Origin of the sequence: Amaricoccus sp. (genome assembly GCF_017993425.1) — a bacterium.
Classification (GTDB): Bacteria; Pseudomonadota; Alphaproteobacteria; order Rhodobacterales; family Rhodobacteraceae; genus Amaricoccus.
Window position 1 is genome coordinate 12706 of the sequence record NZ_JAGOMQ010000033.1, and the last position, 22701, is coordinate 35406.

A 22701-nucleotide genomic window follows, 5' to 3' on the forward strand; every position below is an offset into this window, starting at 1 on the left:
GCCGGCCTCACGCGAAGTCGTTTGCGCCGGGGCGCCGCCCCGGCGAGGCTCCCTCGCGCACCAGGGAGAGCCCCCATGCCCGATCTGCTCGTCATCGGCGAGCGCGCCTATTCCAGCTGGTCGCTGCGCGGCTGGCTCGCCTTCGCCGCCTTCGGGCTCGAGGTCGAGACCGTGCTCGCGCCGATGGGCGACCCGCGCTTCGCCGCCACGCTCGCCGCCTTCCCGCCGGCGCGCACGGTCCCCGCGGCGCGGCTCGAGGGCGTCGGCGTCGTCTGGGACACGCTCGCCATCGCCGAGACGCTGGCCGGGCGCCGCCCCGACATCGCCTTCTGGCCCGCCGACCCGGCGCGGCGGGCGCTGGCCCGCGCCCTCGCCGCCGAGATGCACGCGGGCTTCGCCGCGCTGCGCGGCGCCTGCCCGATGGACCTCCGCTGCGCCTATGCCGGCTTCGAGCCCTCCCCCGCCGTCCACGCCGACCTCGTGCGCATCGAGGCGCTCTGGGCGACGGCGCGGGCGGCCGCGCCCGAGGGGCCGTGGCTCCTCGGGGCCTATTCGCTCGCGGACGTGTTCTACGCTCCCGTCGCCGCCCGGATCGCCGCCTACCGGCTGCCGGTCGGCCCCGACGCCCGCGCCTACGTCGCCGCGCACCTCGCCCATCCCGCCTTCCTCGCCTGGCGGGCCGCGGCGCTGCGCGACCCGCGCCGCCTCCCCACCGCCGGGGACGGCCTGCCCGAGCTGCCCTGGCCCGGCCCGGAGGGTTGAGCCGGGCGCCGGCCCGGGCCATAGAGGGGCGAGCCGCTTCGGGAGGTGCGCCCTTGTTCTACGCGATGAACCGCTTCCGCGTCGTCCGCGGCATGGAGGACGACTTCGAGGAGATGTGGCGCAACCGCGACAGCCAGCTCGACAAGGTCGAGGGCTTCGTCTCCTTCCGGCTCCTGCGCGGCGACCCGGCGGAGGACCACACGCCCTACATCTCCCACTCGATCTGGCGCGACCGCGCCGCCTTCGAGGGCTGGACCCGCTCCCCCTACTTCCGCCGCGCCCACGCCACCGCCGGCGAGGCGAAGCCGATGTACCTCGGCGGCCCCCGCTTCGAGGGTTTCGACACCGTCCTGGAAGGCTGACCCCGGGGCGCACGGCCCGAGATTTCCGCCCCCGCGAGACGCCAGCCTGAGACCGGATCGCCCCGGAGGAGCGCCCGGCCCGAGCCATGCGGCGGTAGCGGCGACATCTCCCCGCCTGGCGGATAGCGCGGCCAGTTCCCGCGCGGCGGTAACCATGCCACGCAAACGTCGATCCTCGTCGTGGATTAGCAAGGAACTCCTCGCTATCGTCGCCGCGAAGCTCAGGTTTCAGGATTTACGATGACGTCGCCGCGCCCGCAGCCGAAGCCCGACAGCAGAAAATATCGGGATCTGATCACCGACATCGAGAAAGGCGTCATCAAGATCCCGAAATTCCAGCGCGATTTCGTGTGGCCGATCGAGAAGACCGCGGCGTTGCTCGACAGCATCGTCAAGGGCTACCCGATCGGCACGTTCATCCACTGGAAGACCAACCAGCGGATGGCGGACGTGAAGAACGTGGGCGACATCCCCCTGCCCGCAACGCCTGACGACCGGCAGGTCGAGTACGTCCTCGACGGCCAGCAGCGGATGACCTCGCTGTTCGCTGCCTACCGCGGCGCGAAGATACGGCGCGCGGGGTCGAGAAAGCTCACCGACTTCGCCGGAATCTACGTGAACCTCGACCCCACGCTCCCGGACGACGCGCAGATCGTCGTCCACGAGTTGCCCGACAATCCGCACAGGTGCGTGTCGCTCAAGGACGTTCTGTCCCTGAACCGCGAGGTCGAGAAGCGGCTCGTCGCAACGCTGGGATTGACCGACGACGATCTCGACGTCGCGGACAGGTTCAAGCAGGCCTTCGCGACCTACGACTTCAGCCTTGTCACCCTGACCCGCGAGGACATCGACAGCGCGATCGAGGTGTTCACGCGCATCAACACCGGCGGCTCCGTTCTCACGGTCTTCGAGATCATGGTCGCCAAGACCTACGACGAGGAGAGACGATTCGACATGCAAGTCGAATGGTCAAAGCTCGAGGACGACCTGGAGGTCGGCTACGACGGCATCTCGCCCTCCACGATCCTGCAATTATTGGCGCTCGTGCTGGCGGGCGAGGCCAAGCGGGCGACGATCCTCGGTCTCGACAAGGCCAGCGTCATCGAGACCTGGCCGAAGGCGGTAAGCGCCATCAAGAGCGCCGTGGACCATTTCCGCACGGCGTACAGAATTCCCGTGTCCGCGCTTCTCCCATATGACTCTCTCATCGTTCCCTTCGCCTACTGGTTCTTCGTCAAGCGGCACGAGCCCGCGGGCGACGATCACCTGCGCATGCGACAGTTCTTCTGGCGCTCGGCGCTCGGCTATCGCTACTCGGCAGCCACGGAATCGAAGCTCGCCGCCGACAAGCGCGCGATCGACGACATCATCGCCGGCGGACCCGGAACCTGGGACATTCCCGTCAGCGTCACCGGCCCCGAGGGTCTGATCCGAACCAATTTCGCGACCGGCAACTGGCTCTGCAAGGGCATCCTCTGCCTGCTCGCCTTCGAGCAGCCGCGCAACTTCCACAACGACGGAACGGTCCTGCTCGACAACAGCTATCTCAAGATCGCCTCATCGAAGAACTTCCATCATTTCTTCCCGAAGGATCACCTCCGCACAAACGGCGTGGGCGATGAGAACTCGGTCGTGAACATCACCCTGATCGGAGCCGACCTGAACAAGCGCCAGATCAACGCGAGGCCGCCCAAGGTCTACATCCGGAAATTCGAGGCCTCGAACAAGGCGATGCCGTCCAGCCTCGCCACCCACCTGATCGACCGGCAGGGGATGGGCATCGACGAGGACGATTACGCGACCTTCCTGCGCGCCCGCGCCGCGAAGCTCTGGGCAAGGATAGACGAACGAATCCATCCCGCGCTCTCGTCCCCGGCCGTGCCCCGCACACGCGCCGGCTGATCGCCTCGCCTCAAGGCTGGCGCGCCCGGCGCCCGTTCCCCGCCGAGACACAAGGCGGGGCGCTCGTCCGAGCCGGCATCAGGCGGCGTGTCGGCACAACCCGCAACCCTCCCCGACAAGCGGGCCAGCCCAAATGGCTACAATTTCATGAATTCAAAATAAAATCAAACATATAACCCCTTCGCCCCTTCGCACGTATGTCAAAGTCGGCCCCTGCACCCCCTCAGCCCAGCGCCGCCAGCACCGGGTCCCACTGCGCCCGCACCGGCCGCGCGCCCCGGGCGGCGGCGTCGAAGACCGCGAGGCCCTCCTCGGCGAGGTCGGCATAGACCGCCCGCTCCGCAATCCACGCCAGCGGCGCCTGTCCCAGCGAGGCGAAGAAGGCCTGCAGCCGGTCGGTGGCGTGAACCCGCGGCCGGATGCGGTTGGCGACGAGGTGGACCGCCACCTTGCCCTTGCGGACCCGCTTCACCTCCTCGATCTCCTTCAGGAACCGCCGGGTGCTGTCCGCGTCGAAGGACGAGGGCAGCACCGGCGTCACCACCGCGTCCGCCTCGGCGATCAGCGCCGCCGCCCGCGCCCCGGCCAGCGCTCCCGGCGCGTCGATCACCAGCCAGTCGAGCTTCTTCGGCGCGTCGCCCACATCCCCGGAATGGCTCCAGTCGAGCGCCCGGATCGCCGCCGCGGTCGGCGGCCGGCTCTTCAGCCAGCGCAGCGCCGACTTCTGCGCGTCGGCGTCGGCCAGCGCCACCGCGCCGCCCCGCGCGGCGAGCGCCGAGGCCAGCGTGATCGCCACCAGCGTCTTGCCGCAGCCGCCCTTGCGGTTCGCCACCAGCACCGTCCGCATCGCGCCCTCCCGCCGTTTCCCCCGACCGTGGGGCGCATCTTCGCCGCGCGCAAGCCTCCCCCTGCGCAAGCCCGGGGAACCGCCGCCCGCCGCCGGCGTTCACCGGAGCATCATGCCGGGAGAGACGGATGACCGTGCGCACCGAGTTCCGGAGCTTCCGCGATCCGCTGGAGATCGTGGACCGGACGGACATCGACTACGCCGAGCGCCTCGAGATCCTGCAGGCCTGGAAGGCCGAGCTCGGCCGCGGCGACGCCCCCGAGGCGGAGCACGAGCGCATCGCCGGCGCCATCCACGCGCTGGAGATGGGCGCCGCCGTCCAGAACGACGAGCCGGCCGAGGCCCCGAAGGCCCATGGCTACGGCGTCCCCGACGAGACCGGCCCCGGCGACGTCGCCTCCGGCGGCCGCAGCGACGAACCCTAGCGCCGCGGCGGCGCCGCCTCCTCCGCCTCGTCGCAGCAGCCCCGCCTGAGCGCCGTGTCGAGATAGCGGCAGCACTCCTCGCTGCACGTCTCCATGGACGGCATGATGTCGGGGTGAAGCTCCGGCGCCCCCCGGCGCGCAGGCTCCTTCGCCGCCTTGCGGGGCTCGCCGGCCGGCTCCCTTGCGGTCATCGCCACCTCCGCACGGCGCCGCCCACGGGGCGGCACGACCGCCACACTACAGGACCCCGCCGCATCCGCGAAGCGCGAACCGCGGATCTGGATGCGCGCCCCGCCTTCGCCGTATATAGGTCGGCGATGGACATCCGGCCCGGGCGAGCATGACCGAACCCCCTCTCCTCTCGCGCGAAGAGGTGCTGCGCATCAAGCTGGAGCTGCTCCAGCGCGAGCACCGCGACCTCGACGACGCCATCGCGGCGCTCGACCAGGGCGGCCGCGCCGACCAGCTCACGCTGCGCCGGCTGAAGAAGCGCAAGCTGATGCTCAAGGACCAGATCACCCGCATCAGCGACGAGATCACCCCCGACATCATCGCCTGAGGCGGCCGGAGACCACGGAATGAGCGAACCCTCCGCCGGCTCCCCTGCCGGCCCCCTCGTCGGCATCGTCATGGGCAGCCAGTCCGACTGGCCGACGATGCGCGCCGCCGCCGAGGCGCTCGACGCGCTCGGCGTGCCCTGGGAGGCGCGCATCGTCTCGGCGCACCGCACCCCGGACCGCATGTTCGCCTATGCCGAGGCGGCGGCGGGCCGCGGCCTCCGCGCCATCGTCGCCGGGGCGGGGGGCGCGGCGCACCTGCCCGGGATGCTCGCCGCCAAGACCCGCCTGCCGGTGCTCGGCGTGCCGGTGCAGAGCGCCGCGCTCTCCGGCCTCGACTCGCTCCTCTCCATCGTCCAGATGCCGAAGGGCGTGCCGGTCGCGACCTTCGCCATCGGCCCGGCCGGCGCCGCCAACGCCGGCCTCTTCGCCGCCGCGCTCCTCGCCACCACCGACGCCGCCCTCGCCGCCCGCCTCGACGCCTGGCGCGCCGCCCAGAGCGCCGCGATCGCCGAGACCCCCGCCGATGGCTGAGCCCCTCGCCCGCGCCGTCACCTCCCCCGCCGCCCGGATCGCCGCGGTCGCCGGGACCGCTCCGACGGCCGACCCGCTCCCTCTTGGGCGGACAGCCATCCTCCGTGCCGGCGCCGGCCTCGCCGCCCGCCTCGACGCCGAGAGCCCCTCGCATGCCTGAGCCCCTCCCCCTCGGATCGCGCATCGGCGTCCTCGGCGGCGGCCAACTCGGGCGGATGCTCGCGCTCGCCGCGGCCCGGCTCGGCTTCGCGGTCCACGTCTTCGAGCCCGGCGACGCCTGCGCCGCGCCGGTGGTCGAGAAGGTCGTCCGCGCCGGCTACGACGACGCCGCGGCGCTGGCCGCCTTCGCCGCCGGCGTCGACGTCCTGACCTATGAGTTCGAGAACGTCCCCCTCGCCGCCATCGACGCCGTCGCCGGCGGCGTCCCGGTCCGCCCGGGCCGCCGCGCGCTCGAGGTCGCGCAGGACCGCGTGGCCGAGAAGGACTTCCTCACCGGCATCGGCCTCGCCACTGCGCCCTACGCCGCCGTCGACGACGCCGCCTCCCTCGCCGCCGCGGCGGCGCGGATCGGCGCGCCCGCCATCCTCAAGACCCGCCGCCTCGGCTACGACGGCAAGGGCCAGGCCCGCCTCGCCGCGCCCGCCGACGCGGAGACGGCTCTCGCCACGATCGGCGGCGGACCGGCGATCCTCGAAGGCTTCGTCGGCTTCGAGCGGGAGATCTCGGTGATCGCGGCCCGCGGGCTCGACGGGTCGGTCGTCGCCTACGATCCCGGCGAGAACGTCCACCGCGACGGCATCCTCGACACCACCACCGTCCCCGCCCGGATCCCGGCCGCCACGGCGCAGGACGCGGCGCTCGTCGCGGGGCGCATCCTCAACGCGCTGGACTACGTCGGCGTGATCGGCGTGGAGCTCTTCGTCACGCCGGGCGGGCTCCTCGTCAACGAGATCGCGCCCCGGGTGCATAATTCCGGGCACTGGACGCAGGACGCCTGCCTCATCGACCAGTTCGAGCAGCATGTCCGCGCCATCGCCGGCTGGCCGCTCGGCGACGGGGCGCGGCATTCCGACGCGGAGATGCGGAACCTGATCGGCGCGGAGATCGACGCCGCGCCCGTGCTCGGCGGCGCGGCCGTCCACGTCTACGGCAAGGCCGAGGCGCGGCCGGGGCGCAAGATGGGCCACGTCACCCGCCTCTCGGCGCGCCGCCCATGACGCTGCGGCTCCGCGCGAAGGTCCGGCTGGCGGTGCGGGCCGTGGTGCTCGACGCGGGCCGCGTGCTCCTCGTCAACGCCTATCCCGGCGAGGAGAGCGACCTCTGGTGCGCGCCCGGCGGCGGGGTCGAGGCCGGGCGGAGCCTGCCCGACAACCTGGCGCGCGAGGTGATGGAGGAGACCGGGATCGCCATCGTCCCGGGCCGGCTCCTCGCGGTCTCGGAGTTCCACGACCCGCCGAGCGGCTTCCACCAGGTCGACCTCATCTATCGCGCCACCCTCGCCGGCTCGGCGGCGCACGTGCTCGCCGATCCCGAGGGCGTGGTGAACCGGCTGCGCTGGGTGGACGCGGCGGAGCTCTCCCGCCTGCGCTTCAAGCCGGGCTGCCTCGCCGACCTCGCCTTCGGCCCGGAAGACGCGGTGGTCTACGACCCGCTGGAGATCATCGTCCGTTGAGCCGGGCCGCGGGTTGTTCACGCGTGAAAATTACCTAAGCCATTGATTTTACGTGAGTGGAGTTTTTTGGATCACGGATGTCGACGCTGCACGGCAGGAGCCGGTCGCCGCCCGAGGCTGCGGCGCTCGCCCCGACCGAAGCGGGCTCTGCCCGCGAGGCTGCGGCGCGACAGGCGAAAGCACGGCTTTCGCCGCGCCGACGGCCGGAGCGCGTTGGCGCGGAGGCCGTGGGGGGTTCAGATTTCCCCGTTGTGCGCAATCCGGCCGTGATCGCCCCGGCGAGCGCGGCAACGCGCTCGCCCCCCGCAGGGGCGATCGCGGACGGATTTGCCACGGGTCAAATCCGTCTGGCTTCACTGCCCCGCACCCTCCCGACCGATATTTCTCTCCACTGTCGTGTAGTGTGAACGGATGTCGACGCTGCACGGCATCCGCCCTGCCGGATCCACGGGACGCGCGAGCGCCGAGCGACCGAAGCGGGCTTGCCCGCGAGGCCACGGCGCGACAGCTGGAGCGCGTTGGCGCGGAGGCCGTGAGTAAGGGTCGACCAGCGGCGACATCCCGCCTCGCGACGGCTCCCGCAGGTTGACATGCGCATGTCAACCTGCTCGACGCGGAGCGGTTCGGACGGGGAGCGCGCAAGCTTCAAGTGAGTCGAACGGCGCCGCGAAATGCGGCGCTGATGACTGTGCGATGATTTTCACCGTTTATATTAAAAATATTTGCAAATATATTTCGAATTATATTTGCGCACAAATAAGCATGATCGAGATGCCGTCCGTTCGCATCTGCCCGGACCTTCCGACAGCATCGCGATTGGCCGACCGTGGCAGGGACGAGCGTTCGGCGCTTGCGGGATCAATCCAATCTTATGGTTCCGGCGCCACGCTCCGGCGATTCCGATCACGATCATGCAAGGAGCACCGGATGCACTCGGTAGAGAGCATCGCCGCCGAGATCGTGCGCCGCGAAGGGGGATATGTGAACGACCCCGACGATCCCGGCGGCGCGACCAACCACGGCGTCACCATCCACACCATGCGCGCGCTGGGGCGCGACATCACCGGCGACGGGCGCATCGACGCGGCCGACGTCAAGGCGCTCGGCGCCGACGAGGCGACGGCGATCTACGTGCGCCACTACTTCGAGCAGCCGAAGCTGAACCTGCTGCCCGCCTGCCTGCAGGCGAGCGTCTTCGACATGCAGGTCAACGCCGGCGCCAACGCCGTGCGCATCCTGCAGCGCCTCGTCACCGCCATGGGCTTTCCGGCGGGCGACGACGGCGTCGTCGGGCCGCAGACCGTCCGCGCCGTCGAGGCGGCGGCCGCGGCGGCGCCGGAGCACATCGCCGACGCCTACGGCATCGAGCGGCGCAACTACTACTACCGGCTCGCCGACCAGCGGCCCGCGAGCCGCAAATACGCGCGCCGGCGCGACGGCGGCAAGGGCGGCTGGATCGTCCGGGCCGAGGAGTTCATCGCGGAGCGGTTCCACTTCACGGCCGCGGATCATGCGGAGCGGGTGCGGGCATGGGGATGATGGGACGGATCATCGGGCTGGGATCGGCCGCCGTGACCGTGGGCGAGGCGGTCAGCGACGTCGCCGAGGTCTTCGTCGGCAACCGCGCCGAGCGCGACGCCGCCAACGCCGAGGCGTTCTCGGCGGTGGTCGAGCAGGCGGGCGCCGAGTACGAGCGCGCGCCCGCCGGCCCGTTCGACGGCTGGGTCAACGGGCTGAACCGCCTGCCCCGCCCGCTGCTGGCGCTGAGCACGATCGGGCTCTTCGGCTACGCCATGGTGGAGCCTAACGGCTTCGGGGTGCGGATGCAGGGGCTGTCGCTGGTGCCGGACCCGCTCTGGTGGCTGCTCGGGGCGATCGTGTCGTTCTACTTCGGCGCGCGCGAGCTGCACTACATGCGCGACCGCGCGCCGGCGCGGACCTTCGCGGCGGCGACGACGAAGAAGCTCGCCGTCCCTGCCGCGGCGAAGGCCGCGCCGGCGGCGAGCGGCCAGCTGCGCCCGAAGCCCCGCCCCGCGGCGATGCGCCGGGCCACGCCGGCCGCCGCGTCGCACGCCGCGGATCCGGGCTACAACGCCGCCCTCGAGGAGTGGCGGAACCTCGGGCCGGCCGCCGGCTGACCCGAGGCCGACCTGCCGGGACGCGGGGCGCTGCGCCCGCGTCCCGGTCCACGCCGGCGTGGTTTGCACGCCCCGCGGTTTCGGCGCATAACGGGGCCGACCCCGCGGAGCGCCAGGGAAAATGATCACCGAGCTCGGGCATTTCGCCCTGATCCTCACCTTCCTCGTGGCGATCGTGCAGGCCGTCGTGCCGATGGTCGGGGCCCAGCGCGGCTGGACGGACTGGATGCGGGTCGCGGTTCCGGCCGCGGGCGTGCAGTTCGCGCTCGCCGCCTGCGCCTTCCTCGCGCTGGTCCATGCCTTCGTCGTCTCGGACTTCTCGGTGCGGCTCGTCGCCGAGAACTCGCATTCGGCGAAGCCGCTCATCTACAAGATCAGCGGGACCTGGGGGAACCACGAGGGCTCGATGCTGCTCTGGATCCTGATCCTGACGCTCTTCGGCGCGATGGTCGCCTGGTTCGGGACCAACCTGCCGCCGACGCTGAAGGCGCGGACGCTCGCCGTGCAGGGGCTGATCGCGGCGGCGTTCCTCGCCTTCATCCTGTGGACGTCGAACCCGTTCGCGCGGCTCGACTTTCCGCCGATCGACGGGGGCGATCTCAATCCGCTGCTGCAGGACCCCGGGCTCGCCTTCCATCCGCCGTTCCTCTACCTCGGCTATGTCGGGCTCTCGATGGCCTATTCCTTCGCCATCGCCGCGCTGATCGAGGGGCGGGTCGACGCCGCCTGGGCGCGCTGGGTGCGGCCGTGGACGCTGCTCGCGTGGTCGTTCCTGACCATCGGCATCGCGATGGGGAGCTACTGGGCCTACTACGAGCTCGGCTGGGGCGGGTGGTGGTTCTGGGATCCGGTGGAGAACGTCTCGTTCATGCCGTGGCTGCTCAGCTGCGCCTTGCTGCATTCGGCGATCGTGGTGGAGAAGCGGGACGCGCTGAAGGCGTGGACGATCCTGCTCGCCATCCTCGCCTTCTCGTTCTCGCTGATCGGGGCCTTCGTGGTGCGCTCGGGGATCATCACCTCGGTCCATGCCTTCGCGACCGATCCGGGGCGGGGGGTGTTCCTGCTGCTGATCCTCGGGGCGTTCATCGGCGGGTCGCTGACGCTCTATGCGGCGCGGGCGCATGTGATGCGCTCGACGGCGGCGTTCTCGACGGTGAGCCGCGAGGCGGGGCTGCTGGTGAACAACCTGCTGCTCGTCACCGCGACGCTGGTGGTGTTCTTCGGGACGATCTGGCCGCTGGTGGCGGAGGTGCTGACCGGGCGGAAGGTGTCCGTGGGGGCGCCGTTCTTCGACACGGCGTTCACGCCGTTCATGGTGGCGCTGGCGGCGATCCTGCCGGTCTTCGCGACTTTGCCGTGGAAGCGCGGCGATCTCGGGCGGGCGATGCGGCCGCTCCGGGGGGCGCTGGCGCTGTCGGTGGCGCTGGGGGCGCTGGCGTGGACGGTGCAGACCGGGGGGTCGATGCTCGCGCCGGTGGGGGTGACGCTGGCGGCGTGGCTGGTGCTCGGCTCGGCGGTCGAGGTGGCGGAGCGGGTGCGGCTGGGGCGGGCGCCTCTGGGCGAGAGCCTGCGGCGGGCGCGGAATTTGCCGCGGGCGGACTGGGGGAAGGCGATCGCCCATGCGGGGCTCGGGCTCAGCATCTTCGGGATCGCCTGCGTGACCGCCTGGGCGCGCGAGGACATCCGGGCGATGGCGGTGGGCGACAGCGTGGCGGTCGCCGGCTACGAGCTGCGGCTCGACGGGGTGGAGCGCCGGGAGGGGCCAAACTATTTCGCCGACACGGGCCGGGTGACGGTGACGCGGGGGGGCCGCGAGGTGGCGGTGATGACGCCGGAGCGGCGGGTCTATCCGGTGCAGGGGATGCCGACGACCGAGGCGGCGATCGACCGGGGACTGACGCGGGACCTCTATGTGACGCTCGGGGATCCGCAGCATGGCGGGGGATGGGCGGTGCGGACCTATGTGAAGCCGTTCGCCAACTGGATCTGGCTCGGGGCGCTGGTGATGGCGGCCGGGGGGGCCGTCAGCCTGAGCGACCGGCGGTATCGGGTGGGGGCGCCGGCGCGGCGGCGGCCGCCGGCGGGGTTGGCGCCGGCGGAATGATGCGGGGGATCTTCCTGGCGCTGGCGCTGGTCGCGCCGCTTGCGGCGGCGGCGATCGGGCCGGGCGAGGCGTTGCCGGACCCGGCGCTGGAGGCGCGGGCGCGGGGGATCACCAAAGAGCTGCGCTGCGTGGTGTGCCAGTCGGAGTCGATCGACGAGTCGAACGCCGACATCGCGCGGGATTTGCGGCTGCTGGTGCGGGAGCGGATCACGGCGGGGGACAGCGACGACGAGGTGCTGGCCTATGTGGTGGACCGCTACGGCGAGTTCGTGCTGTTCCGGCCGCCGATGACCGCGGCGAACGCGCCGCTGTGGCTGGCGGGGCCGGTGATGCTGATCTTCGGGTCGGCCCTTGTCGCGGCGGTGCTGCGGCGGCGGGCGCGGGAGGCGCGGATACCGCGGGACGGGTTGAGCGCCGAGGAGCAGGCGCGGCTCGATGCGCTGATGAAGGAGTGAGGCGCGGGGGCGGCACACAGCGTGACAAAGGTCAACCAACTGTAAGATAACGATAATTGTCTCGAATTAATTTGTCGCACCACCTCGCGCGGGGGATCGAGGGCCGGTGAGCGACCGAAGCGGGCTTTGCCCGCGAGGCTGCGGCGCGACAGGCGAAAGCATGGCTTTCGCCGCGCCGACGGCTGGAGCGCGTTGGCGCGGAAGCCGTGGGGGGCGCCGATTTCCCGGTAGCGCGCAATCCGTCCGTGAGCGCCCCGGCGAGCGCGGTAACGCGCTCGCCCCCCGCAGGGGCGATCGCGGACGGATTTGCCACGGGTCAAATCCGTCTGGCTCAGGCGTCGCGGCCAGCCTCGGGCCGGGCCTCTCTCCACCGTCGTGCGGCGGTTCTATTGCGCGGCGCCGCCGCTCGCCTTGAGCACCCAGCGGCCGCCTTCCTCGGCCCAGTACTTCGCCGGGAGGCCGGCGGCGACGACGGCGCGCCAGTCGTCGCGGGCGGTCTCGACGGCGGCGGCGTCGCCGGCCTCGAAGAACAGGCAGGCGCGGTCGTAGCGGGCCATCTCGTCGACGCCGGCGCGGGCGCCCATGACGAGCATGAGCACGTTGGCGGCGTTGGCGTTGTCGGACCCCCGGGTAAGGAGGACGGGCTGGCTTGCGTCGTGGCGGCCGCCGGCGACGCCGTGGGGGAGGAAGGTGTCGTCGCGGAAGGTCCAGAGCCGCTCGTCGAGGAAGGCGAGGCCGGCGTCGGCGCCGATGCGCAGGAGCACGCGCCAGCCGCGCTCGAGGGAGCGCCCGAGCAGGCCCGGGAGCGCCGCCTCGACGGGCGACTCGCTCAGGCGGTAGAACAGGACCTCCGCCACGGGCCTAGCGCTCGAAGCGGACCCGGATCAGCCGGTCGAGGCTGCGCACGCCCCAGCCGGTCGCGCCCTTGGGTCCGAGCTCGGTGTCGCGGGAGAGCGAGGCCACGCCGGCGATGTCGAGGTGGACCCAGGGCACGCCGTCCTTGATGAAGCGGCGGAGGAAGCGGGCCGCGGTGACCGAGCCGGCGGGGCGGCCGCCGGTGTTGGCGACGTCGGCGATGCGGCTGCGGATCTGGCGGTCGTAGGCGGCGGCGAGCGGCATCCGCCAGGCGCCCTCCTCCTCCTCGGCGGCGGCGGCGAGGAACTGGTTCGCCAGCACGTCGTCGGAGGCGAAGACGCCGGCCATCTCGTGGCCGAGGGCGATGATGCAGGCGCCGGTGAGCGTCGCGAGGTCGATGATCGCGCGGGGGGAGAAACGCTCCTGCGCATACCAGAGCACGTCGGCGAGGACGAGGCGGCCCTCGGCGTCGGTGTTGATGACCTCGATCGTGTCGCCCTTCATCGAGCGGACCACGTCGCCGGGGCGCTGGGCCTTGCCGTCGGGCATGTTCTCGACCAGCCCGACGAGGCCGACGACGTTGGCGCGGGCGCCGCGCGCGGCGATGGCGTGCAGGACGCCGGCGACGACGCCGGCGCCGCCCATGTCCATCGTCATGTCCTCCATGCCGGCGGCCGGCTTGATCGAGATGCCGCCGGTATCGAACACCACGCCCTTGCCGACCAGCGCCAGCGGCGCCTCGTCGCCGCCGCCGTTCCAGCGCATGACCACCACCCGGGGCGGGGTCTCGGAGCCCTGCGACACGCCGAGGAGCGCCCGCATCCCGAGCGCGCGGATCGCCGCCTCGTCGAGGGTCTCGACCTCGACGCCGAGCTCGCGCAGCGCCTCCAGCCGCTCGGCGAAGGCGATTGTGGTCAGCACGTTCGCCGGCAGGTTGACGAGGTCGCGGGTGAGCAGCACGCCCTCGGCCACCGCCTCGCGCGGGGCCCATTCGGCGGCGGCGGCCTCCGGGTCGCGGACGTGGAAGATCACCGCGTCGTTCGGGGCCTTCCAGTCCTTCTCCGGAGTGCGGAAGTCGCGGAAGTCGTAGGCGCGCAGCGTGAGCCCGAGCGCGACCTCGGAAAGCTGGGGCGCGCGGCCGGCGACGACCGAGAGCGGCGCCTGCGCGTTGAAGCTCGCGATGGTGGCGCCGGCCTTGCGGGCCTGCGCCGGCCCGGACTTGCGCGGCAGCTTGACGACCAGCAGCGCCTCGGCCGCGAGCCCGGCGGGAAAGGCGAGCGTCAGCCCCTCGCCCGGCTTCAGCCGAGCGAAGGCGTCGCTGGCGCCGACCCGGCGCAGGAGCCCCTTGGCGCGGGCGTCGAGCCGGCGCGCCGCCGGGTCGACCCGGCCTTCCTCGTCGAGAAAGAGCGCGACGCGGCCACCGAGACCGGCGATCGCCTGCGCGTCGGCCGCGACGAAGCTCGTTTGCACTGGCGCGGTCAAGGGCGTCTCCACTAGGTTGCCGAACGTCCCGCCGGTCTATCGCGAGCCCCGAGGCTTGGCGAGTCCCGGGGGCGAGGGAGGGACCGTGACGCGCCTCGACCGCTATCTGCTGCGCCAGCTGCTGATCGCGTTCGGCTTCTTCCTGCTCGTCTTCACCGGCGTGGTGTGGCTGACCCAGGCGGTGCGGCTGATCGACACCGTGGTGGCGAGCGGGCGCGGCGGGCGCATCCTGCTCGAGTTCTCGGCCTTCGTGCTGCCGGACGTGCTCGTCATCGTGCTGCCGCTGTCCGGGATGGGCGCGGCGCTCTACACGCTGAACCGCCTCTACTCGGAGAGCGAGCTGGTGGTGATGATGACGGCCGGGGTCGGCCCCTGGACGCTGCTCCGCCCGGTCGCCGCCTTCGGGGCGCTGATCGCGGCGATGATGGCGGTGACGCTGACCGTGCTGGTGCCGCTCGGCGGCGCGGCGCTCGCGACCCGCACCCAGGAGCTGCGCTCCGACCTCGCCAGCGCGCTGATCGTCGAGCGGCAGTTCCTCCACCCCGTGAACGGGCTCACCCTGTTCATCGCCCACACCGACGCCGCCGGGTCGATGTCCGGGGTATTCCTGCACGACCAGCGCGACCCGGCGCGGCCGGTGACCTACGCGGCGCAGACCGCGCTCCTGCTGCGCGAGGGCGACGAGGCGCGGCTGGTCATGCGCGACGGCGTGGCGCTCGCCTTCGACGCGAAGGGCAAGCAGCTGAGCGCCGTGGAGTACGACCAGTTCGTCTTCGACCTCTCCGACCTCGTGAAGACGGACGAAGACCGCGCGCCGCGCCCGGCGGAATACGGGTTGCGGCAGCTCCTGAGCCCGACGCCGGAGATGCTGGAGAAGGGCCGCTACGAGCTCGGCCACTACATCGCCGAGGCGCACTACAAGATCACGTTGCCGCTCCTCGCGTGGCTCTATCCGCCGGTGGCGCTGGTGACGCTGCTCGCCGGCGGCTATCGCCGCTCGGGCTTCGGGCGGCGGGTGGTGGTCGCGGTGGGGGTGGCGGTGCTGATGCAGTCGCTCTCCATCGTGACCCGGGCGCGGGTGCAGGACGACGCCGCGCTGTGGCCGGCGATGTACCTGCCGATCCTCGTCGGGCTCGCCTATGTGGGCGCGCTCCTGTGGCGGCTCAGCCGGCCGACGGGGCCGGCGCGGCTGCGGGGGGCGCCGGCGTGACGCTCGCGCGGTATCTGCTGGTGTGCTTCCTGAAGGCGCTGATCGCCGTGCAGGCGGTGATCGCGCTGATCGTGGTGCTCGCGGCCGGGGTGGAGAACCTGCGTCGCTTCTCGGATTCGCCGGCGGGCTCGGTGCTGCGGGTGACGGCGTTGCAGGCGCCGGAGGTGCTCTACCAGGCGTCGCCGCTGGTGTTGATGCTGGCGAGCCTCGTCACCTTCCTGCGGCTGGCGCGGACGAGCGAGCTGGTGGTGATGCGGGCGTCGGGGGTCTCGGCGCTGCGGCTGATCGCGGTGCCGGCGGTCGCGGCGGTCGTGCTCGCCTGCCTGATGGTGGCGGCGGTCAATCCGATCGTCGCCGCCTCGATCCAGCGCGGGGCCGACATGCAGGATGCGCTGCGCGGGCGCGATCCGAGCCGGCTGTCGGTCTCGAAGGACGGGCTGTGGCTGCGGCAGGCCGACCCGGACGGGCAGACGGTGATCCAGGCGGCGCGGACGAACGCGGACGGGACGGCGCTGACGGAGGCGCGGTTCACCCGGTTCGACGCGGACGGGCGGCTCTATGCGCGGGTGGAGGCGGGATCCGCGCGGCTGGAGGCGGGCGACTGGGCGCTGGAGGACGCGCTCCTGTGGCAGCGGACGCCGGACGGGCGCTTCGATCCGGCGCCGCTCGAAGGGGGCAGGCTCGCGCTGCCGACGACGCTGACGCGCGAGCAGATCGTCGAGAGCTTCTCGCCGCCGGAGACGGTGTCGTTCTGGGAGCTGGGGCGGTTCATCGGGCAGGTGGAGGAGGCGGGGTTCTCCGGGCGGCGGCACCGGCTGTTCCTGCAGAGCGAGCTGGCGAAGCCGGCGCTCTACTTCGCGATGGTGCTGATCGGGGCGGCCTTCGCGCTCCGGCCGGCGCGGTTCGGGCAGGTGGGGGTGATGATGCTGCTCGCCGTGCTGGCGGGGTTCTCGCTCTATTTCCTCAAGGATTTCGCCGAGTCGCTCGGGGCGAGCGGGGCGTTGCCGCTGATGGTGGCGGCCTGGACGCCGCCGGTCGCCGCCATCCTCCTCGCCCTCGGGCTCCTCCTGCATCTCGAAGATGGCTGAGCCGCGCCCGCTCCTCGCCGCCGCGCTGGCGCTGGCGCTGGTCGCCGGGGCGGCCGCGGCGCAGCAGGCGGCGCCGGCGCCGGAGCAGCCGGTGGCGCTCGCGGCGGACAGCGTGAGCTATGACGACGCGACGGGGCTGCTGGTCGCCGAGGGGAACGTCGAGGTGCTCTATCAGGGGCGCATCCTGCGGGCGCCGCGGATCGTCTATGACCGCAATGCCGACCGGGTGAGGGCGGAGGGGCCGATCGTGCTGGTCGATCCCGACAGCGGGGTGCTGCTCGCGGAGCGGGCGGAGCTGACGCCGGACCTCGCGGACGGGCTGGTCGAGGGGGCGCGGGTGCTGATCGCCGACCAGCTCCAGATCGCCGCGGTGGAGGCGCAGCGGCGCGAGGGCCGTTTCGTGACGCTCGACCGGGTGATCGCGTCGAGCTGCACGGTCTGCCCGGGCAACCCGACGCCGACCTGGGCGATCCGCGCCGGGCGGGTGACCGAGGACGAGGTCGCCCAGCGCATCTACTTCGACAACGCCCGTCTGGAGGTGTTCGGCCTGGCGGTGGCGTGGCTGCCGTGGATGTCGATCCCCGACCCGCGCGCCAAGCGGGCGAGCGGCTTCCTCGCGCCGATCTTCCTCAACTCGGAGATCTACGGGGCGGCGATGAAGACGCCCTATTACTACGTGATCGGCCCGTCGGCGGACATGACGGTGACGCCGTTCGCCACCACCAAGGGCGGGCTCCTGACCGAGGGGGAGTACCGGCGGCGGTTTGCGCACGGGAGCCTCGACGTGGGGGGCGTGCTGGCGCTCGACGACGGGCTCGACGACGACATCGGCGGGGACAGCACGCGGTGGTTCCTCTACGGGAACGGCGATTACCAGCTCGGGCGGGGCTTCGTCTTCGACTTCGACGCCAGCATCGTGTCGGACGACGTATTCCTGAAGCAGTTCGACTATTCCGACGCGGACCTGCTGACCAGCACGGCTAGGATCGCGCGGACGCGGGCGAAGGACTACCTGCGGCTGGAGGGGATCGCGTTCCAGTCGCTGCTCGAGGACGAGGACAAGCGCACCGTGCCGGCGGTGCTGCCGGATCTCGTCTATCGGCGGATGCTGGAGGCGGACGTGGCGGGGGGGCGGCTCGCCTATGACGTGGCGCTGCTCGGGATGACGCGCGAGCTCGGGCAGAGCATGGTGCGGGGGACCGGAGCCTTCGACTGGCGGGGGGACTGGACGCTGGCGATGGGGCTGCGCGCGCACGCCACCGCCAGCGCGGCGCTCGACGCCTATCGGGTCTGGTCGGACGCCGACGACGCGAACGAGACGACCTACGACGGCGACCCGCTCGGCCGGGCCACGCCGCTCGCCGCGGTGGAGCTGCGCTGGCCCTGGGTGCGGCGGGGGGCGACGGGGGCGGACCAGGTGATCGAGCCGATCGCGCAGGTGGTCTGGTCGGACAGCCTCGGCGACACCGACGTGCCGAACGAGGACAGCGAGCTGCCGGAGTTCTCGTATGCGAACCTCTTCGCGCTCAACCGCTTCCCCGGCCGCGACCGGCTGGAGACCGGGCTGCGCGCCAATCTCGGGGTGCAGTACACCCGCACCGACCCGAAGGGCTGGAGCCTCGGGGCGACGCTCGGGCGGGTGCTGCGGGCGAGCGACCTCGACCAGTTCCCCGAGGGGACCGGCCTCGACGGGCGCTGGTCGGACTGGGTGGGGCTGCTGACGGTCGGCTTCGACTGGGGGCTGACGCTCTCGAACCGGATGCTGGTGCAGAGCGACATGGACTTCACCCGCAACGAGTTCGCCGTGCAGTACGACGGCGAGCGGGGAAGGCTCGGAGCGAGCTACATCTATCTGGCCGAGGACGACAGCAACCCCTATCTCGGGCCGCAGCCGGAGACGTCGGAATTCGGGCTGGGGGCGCGCTACCGGGTGCATCCGAACTGGGAGATCCGCGGCAACTGGCGCTTCGACGCGGCCAGCGGCTCGAACGTGCGCGCCGGGGCGGGGATCACCTATGGCAACGACTGCGCCGAGATCGACCTTTCCGTCTCGCGCCGCTATACGTCATCGGCTAACCTGCCGCCCGCGACGACGATCGGGTTCGGGGTGCGCCTCGCCGGGCTCGGCGCGTCGGGTTCGGCCGAATGGCCGCCGCGGGCCTGCGTCGGCGTGGCGCTGCGCTGACGGCAGGAGACGATGAAAGGGCGCGCGAGGTTGAGCGGCATGGCTTGGCGGGGAACTCTTCTGGCGCTCGCGCTGATCGCGGGCGAGGCGGCCGTGGCCCAGGTCGTGACGCTGCCGCCCTCGGCGCTGCCCGGCGCGGCGCCCGAGGCGCCGCCGGCGGCGATGGACCCCGGCGCCGTGGCGCCGCCCGGGCTGCCGATCCGCACCCTGGGCGACGCCGCGCCGGCGGGCCAGGCGGCCGCGCCCGGCCTGCCCGGCCCGACGGAGCTGCCGCCCGCCCAGCTCGAGAGCTTCTCCGACGAGGCGGCCGCGCCGCCCGGGGCCGTCGAGCCGCCGGCCGAGGCGGTCGCCCCGGGCGCGGTCGCCGGCAGCGTCGCGGTGCCCGGCGCCGTCGGCCCCGAGGGCATACCGCTGCGCACCCTGCCGCAGATCCAGCCGCAGGCGCCGGCGCAGCCGCAGGCCCCGCCGCCGCCCTCGCGCGTCGCCTCGACCGCGCCGGCCGGCGTGACCCCGTTCTCGCCGGCGATCACCGTCAACAACGGCGCGATCACCTGGTACGACATCGACCAGCGCGCCGCGCTCCTGGCCGCGCTCGGGGCGCGGGGCGACGTGCGCAAGATCGCCGTCGACCAGCTGACCGAGGACGCGGTCAAGATCCAGGCCGCGAAGGCGCTCCAGATCGAGCTGCCCGAGGGCGCGGTGATGGCCGGCGTCGACGAGTTCGCCGCGCAGCGCGGGATCAGCGTCGACGACGTCTATCGCGTGCTCTCCGCCCGCGGTATCGACAACCAGACGATGCAGGACTTCGTCGAGGCCGGGCTCTACTGGCGCGAGGTGGTGCAGAGCCGCTTCCGGCAGAAGTCGATGCCGAGCGAGGACGACCTCGACATCGCGCTGACCTCGTCCGAGAACGCGCCGGTGGAGATCGTGCAGCTGAGCGAGATCGCGCTGCCCTTCGAGGAGCGCGGCGAGCAGGAGACCACCGCGCTCGCCGAGCGGCTGTCGCGGCAGAGCGCCAGCGCCGGGGCCTTCGCCGCCGCGGCGCGCCAGTACAGCCGCTCCTCGACCGCGGGGAACGGCGGCCGCATGGACCCGATGCCGGCGGCGCAGCTGCCGCCCGCCATCCGCTCGCAGGTGCTGCTGCTCGGGGCCGGCGGGGTCACTCGGCCGATCCCGATCTCCGGCGGCCTCGCCATCCTGCGCGTCGATTCGCTGCGGCTGGAGGCGCCGGGCGCCCGCCCGGCCGACGTCACCGACGAGGAGGTGCGCAACCAGATACGCCAGCAGATCTTCCAGCAGCGCATCAACACCTTCGGCCAGGGCTACCTCCAGGAGCTCCTGCGCGACGCGGTGATCGTCCAGCGATGAGCGCGCCGCCGGTGGCGCTGACCCCCGGCGATCCGGCCGGGGTGGGCGGCGAGATCGCGCTCCGCGCCTGGGCGGCGCTGCGGGAGAGCGGCCCCGCCTTCGTGGCCATCGGCGACGCGCGCCACCTCGCCGGGCTCGGCGAGCGGCTGGGGGTTCCGGTGCGCGTGGTCGCGGAGCCGGCCGCGGCGGCCGCGGCGATGCCGCACGGGCTGCCGGTGCTCGACCATCCCTGGCCGGCGCCGCCGGTCCTCGGCCGTCCGGACCGGGCCAACGCCCCGGCCGTGGTCGCGGCGATCGACCTCGGGGTGGCGCTGGCGCGGTCCGGGGCGGCGGCGGCGCTCTGCACCAACCCGATCAGCAAGCTCGAGCTGATGGAGGGGGCGGGGTTCGGCTTTCCGGGGCATACCGAGTATCTCGCGCATCTCGCCGGCGCGCCGCTCGCGGTGATGATGCTCGCCTCGCCGCTGCTCAGGGTGGCGCCGGTGACGGTGCATGTCCCTCTGGCGGAGGCGGCGGCGCGGCTGACGCCGGGGCTGCTGGAGGCGACGCTGCGGGTGACGCGCGACGCGCTGGTCGGCGATTTCGGGGTGGCGGCGCCGCGGATCGCCGTGGCGGGGCTCAACCCCCATGCCGGCGAGGGCGGCAAGCTCGGACGCGAGGAGATCGAGGTGATCGCGCCGGTGCTGGAGCGGCTGCGCGGCGAGGGCTTCCGCCTCGACGGGCCGCGCTCGGCAGACACGCTGTTCCATCCGGCGGCGCGGGCGGGTTACGACGCGGCGGTCTGCATGTACCACGACCAGGCGCTGATCCCGATCAAGACGCTGGATTTCGCCGGCGGGGTGAACGTCACGCTGGGGCTCGACTTCGTGCGCACCTCGCCGGACCACGGCACCGCGCACGACATCGCCGCCGGTCTCGTCGCCGATCCGTCGAGCCTGATCGCGGCGCTGCGGCTCGCGGCCGAGCTCGGCGCCCGCCGGGCCGCGGCGCGGCCGGCCGTTCGCGCGTGAGCCTCGCGCCGGACGGACTGCCGCCGCTGCGAGAGGTGATCGCGGCGCACGGGCTGAGCGCGCGCAAGGGACTCGGGCAGAACTTCCTCCTCGATCTCAACCTGACGGCGAAGATCGCCCGGCGGGCCGGCGACCTGACCGGGGCGGACGTGCTGGAGGTGGGGCCGGGGCCGGGCGGGCTGACGCGGGCGCTCCTCGCCGCGGGGGCGCGGCGGGTGGTGGCGATCGAGCGCGATGCGCGCTGCCTGCCGGCGCTGGCGGAGATCGCCGCCGCCTGGCCGGGGCGGCTCGAGGTGATCGAGGGCGACGCGCTCGCCGTCGACGCGGCGGCGCTGCTGCGGCCGCCGGTGCGGATCGTGGCGAATCTCCCCTACAACGTCGGGACGGAGCTGCTGGTGCGCTGGCTGACGCCGCCGGCGTGGCCGCCGTTCTGGACCAGCCTGACGCTGATGTTCCAGAAGGAGGTGGCGGAGCGGATCGTCGCGGCGCCGGGGTCGAAGGCCTACGGGCGGCTCGCGATCCTCGCGCAGTGGCGCTCGGCGGCGCGGATCGCCTTCGAGCTGCCGCCCCGGGCCTTCACGCCGCCGCCGAAGGTGTCGAGCGCGGTGGCGCATCTCGACGCGCTGCCGGCGCCGCGGTTTCCGGCCAACCCGGCCGTGCTGTCGCGGGTGGTCGCGGCCGCCTTCGGGCAGCGGCGGAAGATGCTGCGGGCGAGCCTGCGCGGGCTCGGACCGGACGTGGAGGCCTGGCTGGAGGCGGCGGGGATCGCGCCGACCGACCGGGCGGAGACGGTCGACCTGGAGCGGTTCTGCCGGCTGGCGCGCATCGTCGCGGAGGCGACGGGCCGGACGTTGCCGCCCGGATGACGCGACGGGCCGGACGTCGCCGCCCGGCCCGTGGTCCCTTGTCTCTCGCGCCGCGTCAGGAGGCGGCGGGCTCTCCCGAGGGGGCGGGCTCGCCTTCCGGGCGCGGGGCCGGGGCGCGGCGGCGGGGGCGGCCGCGCTTCGGGGCGGCCGGGGCCTCGGCGGCCGGCTCGGCCTCCGCGGCGGGCGCGGGCGCCTCGGGGGCCGGCGCGGGGGCGGGCTCGACGGCCTCGGCCACGAAGACCGGCTGGGGCTCGGGCGCGGGCGCGCTCGCCGGCTCCGGGGCCAGCGGCTGCGGGGCGGAGCGGCTCTCGGGGGTCTCGATCAGGCCGCTGTCGTAGGGGTCGTCGTCGCCGATGGTGACGAGCCCGGTGGCGATCGCCGGCTGCGGCTGCGGCTGGCGCGGCTCGTGGCGCGGCCGGTCGCCGCCCCCGAAGCCGCCCTCGTCGCGGCGGTCCTCGCGGCGCGGCTCGTCGCGGCGCGGACCGTCGAGGCGCTGCCCGTCGCGCGGGCCGTCGAAGCGCGGCTCGCCGCCGTCGCGGCGTTCCTCGCGGCGCTCCTCGTCGCGCTCGAAGGCCTGGCGCTGGGCCTGCTGCTCGGCCTGCGCCTCGCCGAGGAGGCGGCTGTAGTGCTCGGCGTGCTGCAGGAAGCTCTGCTCGGCGACGCGGTCGCCGGCGAGCTGGGCGTCGCGGGCGAGGAGCTGGTACTTGTCGATGATCTGCTGCGGCGTGCCGCGGACCTTGCCGTCCGGCCCGGCGCTCTCGAAGACGCGGTTGATGATGTTCCCGAGCGGTCGGCGGTTGTTGTTGTTGTTCGGGTTGGCGCCGCCGAGGTTTCCAGACTTGTTTCTGGACCGTTGCTTGTTCGAAGGTCTCATGCCGT

At 72.9% G+C, this 22701-nt stretch carries 24 protein-coding genes; 19 read left to right on the forward strand and 5 right to left on the reverse strand.

The features are described from left to right. Nucleotides 1-75: 75 nt before the first annotated feature. The 3 genes from KBB57_RS15040 to KBB57_RS15050 all read left to right on the forward strand — a co-directional run bounded on the left by KBB57_RS15040 (nucleotide 76) and on the right by KBB57_RS15050 (nucleotide 3026). On the forward strand, nucleotides 76-762 hold the full coding sequence (locus tag KBB57_RS15040; protein WP_290751774.1) for a glutathione S-transferase: 687 nt from the start codon (nucleotides 76-78) through the stop codon (nucleotides 760-762). Between the two features lie 53 nt (nucleotides 763-815). Then, the gene (locus tag KBB57_RS15045) at nucleotides 816-1124 is read left to right on the forward strand and encodes an antibiotic biosynthesis monooxygenase (RefSeq protein ID WP_290751776.1); all 309 of its coding nucleotides are present in this window, start codon (nucleotides 816-818) and stop codon (nucleotides 1122-1124) included. A 240-nt stretch (nucleotides 1125-1364) separates the two neighbouring features. Next, nucleotides 1365-3026, forward strand: coding sequence for a DUF262 domain-containing protein (locus KBB57_RS15050; RefSeq protein WP_290751779.1), 1662 nt, complete (start codon nucleotides 1365-1367; stop codon nucleotides 3024-3026). Between the two features lie 223 nt (nucleotides 3027-3249). Here the strand turns inward: KBB57_RS15050 and KBB57_RS15055 are convergent, their stop codons facing one another. Then, the gene (locus KBB57_RS15055; RefSeq protein ID WP_290751781.1) at nucleotides 3250-3873 is read right to left on the reverse strand and encodes a ParA family protein; all 624 of its coding nucleotides are present in this window, start codon (nucleotides 3871-3873) and stop codon (nucleotides 3250-3252) included. Nucleotides 3874-4001: 128 nt separating this feature from the next. Between KBB57_RS15055 and KBB57_RS15060 the strand changes: the two genes are divergently transcribed. Beyond that, nucleotides 4002-4298, forward strand: coding sequence for a hypothetical protein (locus tag KBB57_RS15060; protein ID WP_290751783.1), 297 nt, complete (start codon nucleotides 4002-4004; stop codon nucleotides 4296-4298). Here KBB57_RS15060 and KBB57_RS15065 read toward each other — a convergent pair. Beyond that, on the reverse strand, nucleotides 4295-4489 hold the full coding sequence (locus KBB57_RS15065; RefSeq protein ID WP_290751786.1) for a hypothetical protein: 195 nt from the start codon (nucleotides 4487-4489) through the stop codon (nucleotides 4295-4297). The genes KBB57_RS15060 and KBB57_RS15065 overlap by 4 nt on opposite strands. Nucleotides 4490-4638: 149 nt before the next feature. Between KBB57_RS15065 and KBB57_RS15070 the strand changes: the two genes are divergently transcribed. The 9 genes from KBB57_RS15070 to KBB57_RS15110 all read left to right on the forward strand — a co-directional run bounded on the left by KBB57_RS15070 (nucleotide 4639) and on the right by KBB57_RS15110 (nucleotide 11758). Further along, on the forward strand, nucleotides 4639-4857 hold the full coding sequence (locus KBB57_RS15070) for a DUF465 domain-containing protein (RefSeq protein ID WP_290751788.1): 219 nt from the start codon (nucleotides 4639-4641) through the stop codon (nucleotides 4855-4857). A 19-nt stretch (nucleotides 4858-4876) separates the two neighbouring features. Continuing rightward, complete coding sequence (gene purE, locus KBB57_RS15075; RefSeq protein WP_290751791.1) at nucleotides 4877-5389, forward strand: 5-(carboxyamino)imidazole ribonucleotide mutase; 513 nt, start codon at nucleotides 4877-4879, stop codon at nucleotides 5387-5389. After that, nucleotides 5382-5549, forward strand: coding sequence for a hypothetical protein (locus KBB57_RS15080; RefSeq protein ID WP_290751794.1), 168 nt, complete (start codon nucleotides 5382-5384; stop codon nucleotides 5547-5549). The genes purE and KBB57_RS15080 overlap by 8 nt, the downstream gene beginning before the upstream one ends. Then, nucleotides 5542-6606, forward strand: coding sequence for a 5-(carboxyamino)imidazole ribonucleotide synthase (locus tag KBB57_RS15085; protein WP_290751797.1), 1065 nt, complete (start codon nucleotides 5542-5544; stop codon nucleotides 6604-6606). The genes KBB57_RS15080 and KBB57_RS15085 overlap by 8 nt, the downstream gene beginning before the upstream one ends. After that, nucleotides 6603-7061, forward strand: coding sequence for an NUDIX domain-containing protein (locus tag KBB57_RS15090; RefSeq protein ID WP_290751800.1), 459 nt, complete (start codon nucleotides 6603-6605; stop codon nucleotides 7059-7061). Before KBB57_RS15085 ends, KBB57_RS15090 begins: the two co-directional genes overlap by 4 nt. A 927-nt stretch (nucleotides 7062-7988) precedes the next feature. After that, nucleotides 7989-8600, forward strand: a complete 612-nt coding sequence (locus KBB57_RS15095) for a holin-associated N-acetylmuramidase (RefSeq protein WP_290751803.1) — start codon at nucleotides 7989-7991, stop codon at nucleotides 8598-8600. Beyond that, nucleotides 8591-9199 (forward strand): holin family protein, encoded by a 609-nt coding sequence (locus KBB57_RS15100; protein WP_290751805.1) that lies wholly within the window; start codon nucleotides 8591-8593, stop codon nucleotides 9197-9199. Before KBB57_RS15095 ends, KBB57_RS15100 begins: the two co-directional genes overlap by 10 nt. A gap of 121 nt (nucleotides 9200-9320) precedes the next feature. Next, nucleotides 9321-11303: a heme lyase CcmF/NrfE family subunit gene (locus KBB57_RS15105; protein ID WP_290751808.1), complete on the forward strand. Its 1983-nt coding sequence runs from the start codon at nucleotides 9321-9323 to the stop codon at nucleotides 11301-11303. Beyond that, the gene (locus KBB57_RS15110; RefSeq protein WP_290751811.1) at nucleotides 11303-11758 is read left to right on the forward strand and encodes a cytochrome c-type biogenesis protein; all 456 of its coding nucleotides are present in this window, start codon (nucleotides 11303-11305) and stop codon (nucleotides 11756-11758) included. The genes KBB57_RS15105 and KBB57_RS15110 overlap by 1 nt, the downstream gene beginning before the upstream one ends. 386 nt (nucleotides 11759-12144) lie before the next feature. Here the strand turns inward: KBB57_RS15110 and KBB57_RS15115 are convergent, their stop codons facing one another. Both KBB57_RS15115 and KBB57_RS15120 read right to left on the reverse strand, forming a co-directional pair. Next, nucleotides 12145-12615 carry a DNA polymerase III subunit chi gene (locus KBB57_RS15115; protein ID WP_290751813.1) on the reverse strand — a complete coding sequence of 157 codons (471 nt, stop codon included), beginning with the start codon at nucleotides 12613-12615 and terminating at the stop codon, nucleotides 12145-12147. 4 nt (nucleotides 12616-12619) lie between these two features. Further along, a complete protein-coding gene (locus KBB57_RS15120) occupies nucleotides 12620-14095 on the reverse strand; it encodes a leucyl aminopeptidase (protein WP_290751815.1) in 1476 nt (491 codons plus the stop codon). A gap of 85 nt (nucleotides 14096-14180) precedes the next feature. Between KBB57_RS15120 and lptF the strand changes: the two genes are divergently transcribed. Genes lptF through rsmA form a run of 6 tightly spaced genes read left to right on the forward strand, consistent with a single transcriptional unit; the run spans nucleotide 14181 to nucleotide 21822 of the window. Beyond that, on the forward strand, nucleotides 14181-15305 hold the full coding sequence (gene lptF / locus KBB57_RS15125) for an LPS export ABC transporter permease LptF (RefSeq protein ID WP_290751818.1): 1125 nt from the start codon (nucleotides 14181-14183) through the stop codon (nucleotides 15303-15305). Beyond that, nucleotides 15302-16393, forward strand: a complete 1092-nt coding sequence (lptG, locus tag KBB57_RS15130; RefSeq protein ID WP_290751820.1) for an LPS export ABC transporter permease LptG — start codon at nucleotides 15302-15304, stop codon at nucleotides 16391-16393. The genes lptF and lptG overlap by 4 nt, the downstream gene beginning before the upstream one ends. After that, the gene (locus KBB57_RS15135; protein WP_290751823.1) at nucleotides 16386-18578 is read left to right on the forward strand and encodes an LPS assembly protein LptD; all 2193 of its coding nucleotides are present in this window, start codon (nucleotides 16386-16388) and stop codon (nucleotides 18576-18578) included. Before lptG ends, KBB57_RS15135 begins: the two co-directional genes overlap by 8 nt. Before the next feature lie 39 nt (nucleotides 18579-18617). Beyond that, entirely contained in the window at nucleotides 18618-19946 is a 1329-nt protein-coding gene (locus tag KBB57_RS15140; protein WP_290751825.1) for a peptidylprolyl isomerase, read from the forward strand. Further along, nucleotides 19943-20956, forward strand: a complete 1014-nt coding sequence (gene pdxA, locus KBB57_RS15145; protein ID WP_290751828.1) for a 4-hydroxythreonine-4-phosphate dehydrogenase PdxA — start codon at nucleotides 19943-19945, stop codon at nucleotides 20954-20956. Before KBB57_RS15140 ends, pdxA begins: the two co-directional genes overlap by 4 nt. Continuing rightward, on the forward strand, nucleotides 20953-21822 hold the full coding sequence (gene rsmA, locus KBB57_RS15150; RefSeq protein ID WP_290751830.1) for a 16S rRNA (adenine(1518)-N(6)/adenine(1519)-N(6))-dimethyltransferase RsmA: 870 nt from the start codon (nucleotides 20953-20955) through the stop codon (nucleotides 21820-21822). The genes pdxA and rsmA overlap by 4 nt, the downstream gene beginning before the upstream one ends. Nucleotides 21823-21877: 55 nt before the next feature. On the opposite strand, the gene KBB57_RS15155 is transcribed toward rsmA, so the two are convergent. Beyond that, a complete protein-coding gene (locus KBB57_RS15155) occupies nucleotides 21878-22696 on the reverse strand; it encodes a DUF4167 domain-containing protein (protein ID WP_290751833.1) in 819 nt (272 codons plus the stop codon). Nucleotides 22697-22701: the final 5 nt, after the last annotated feature.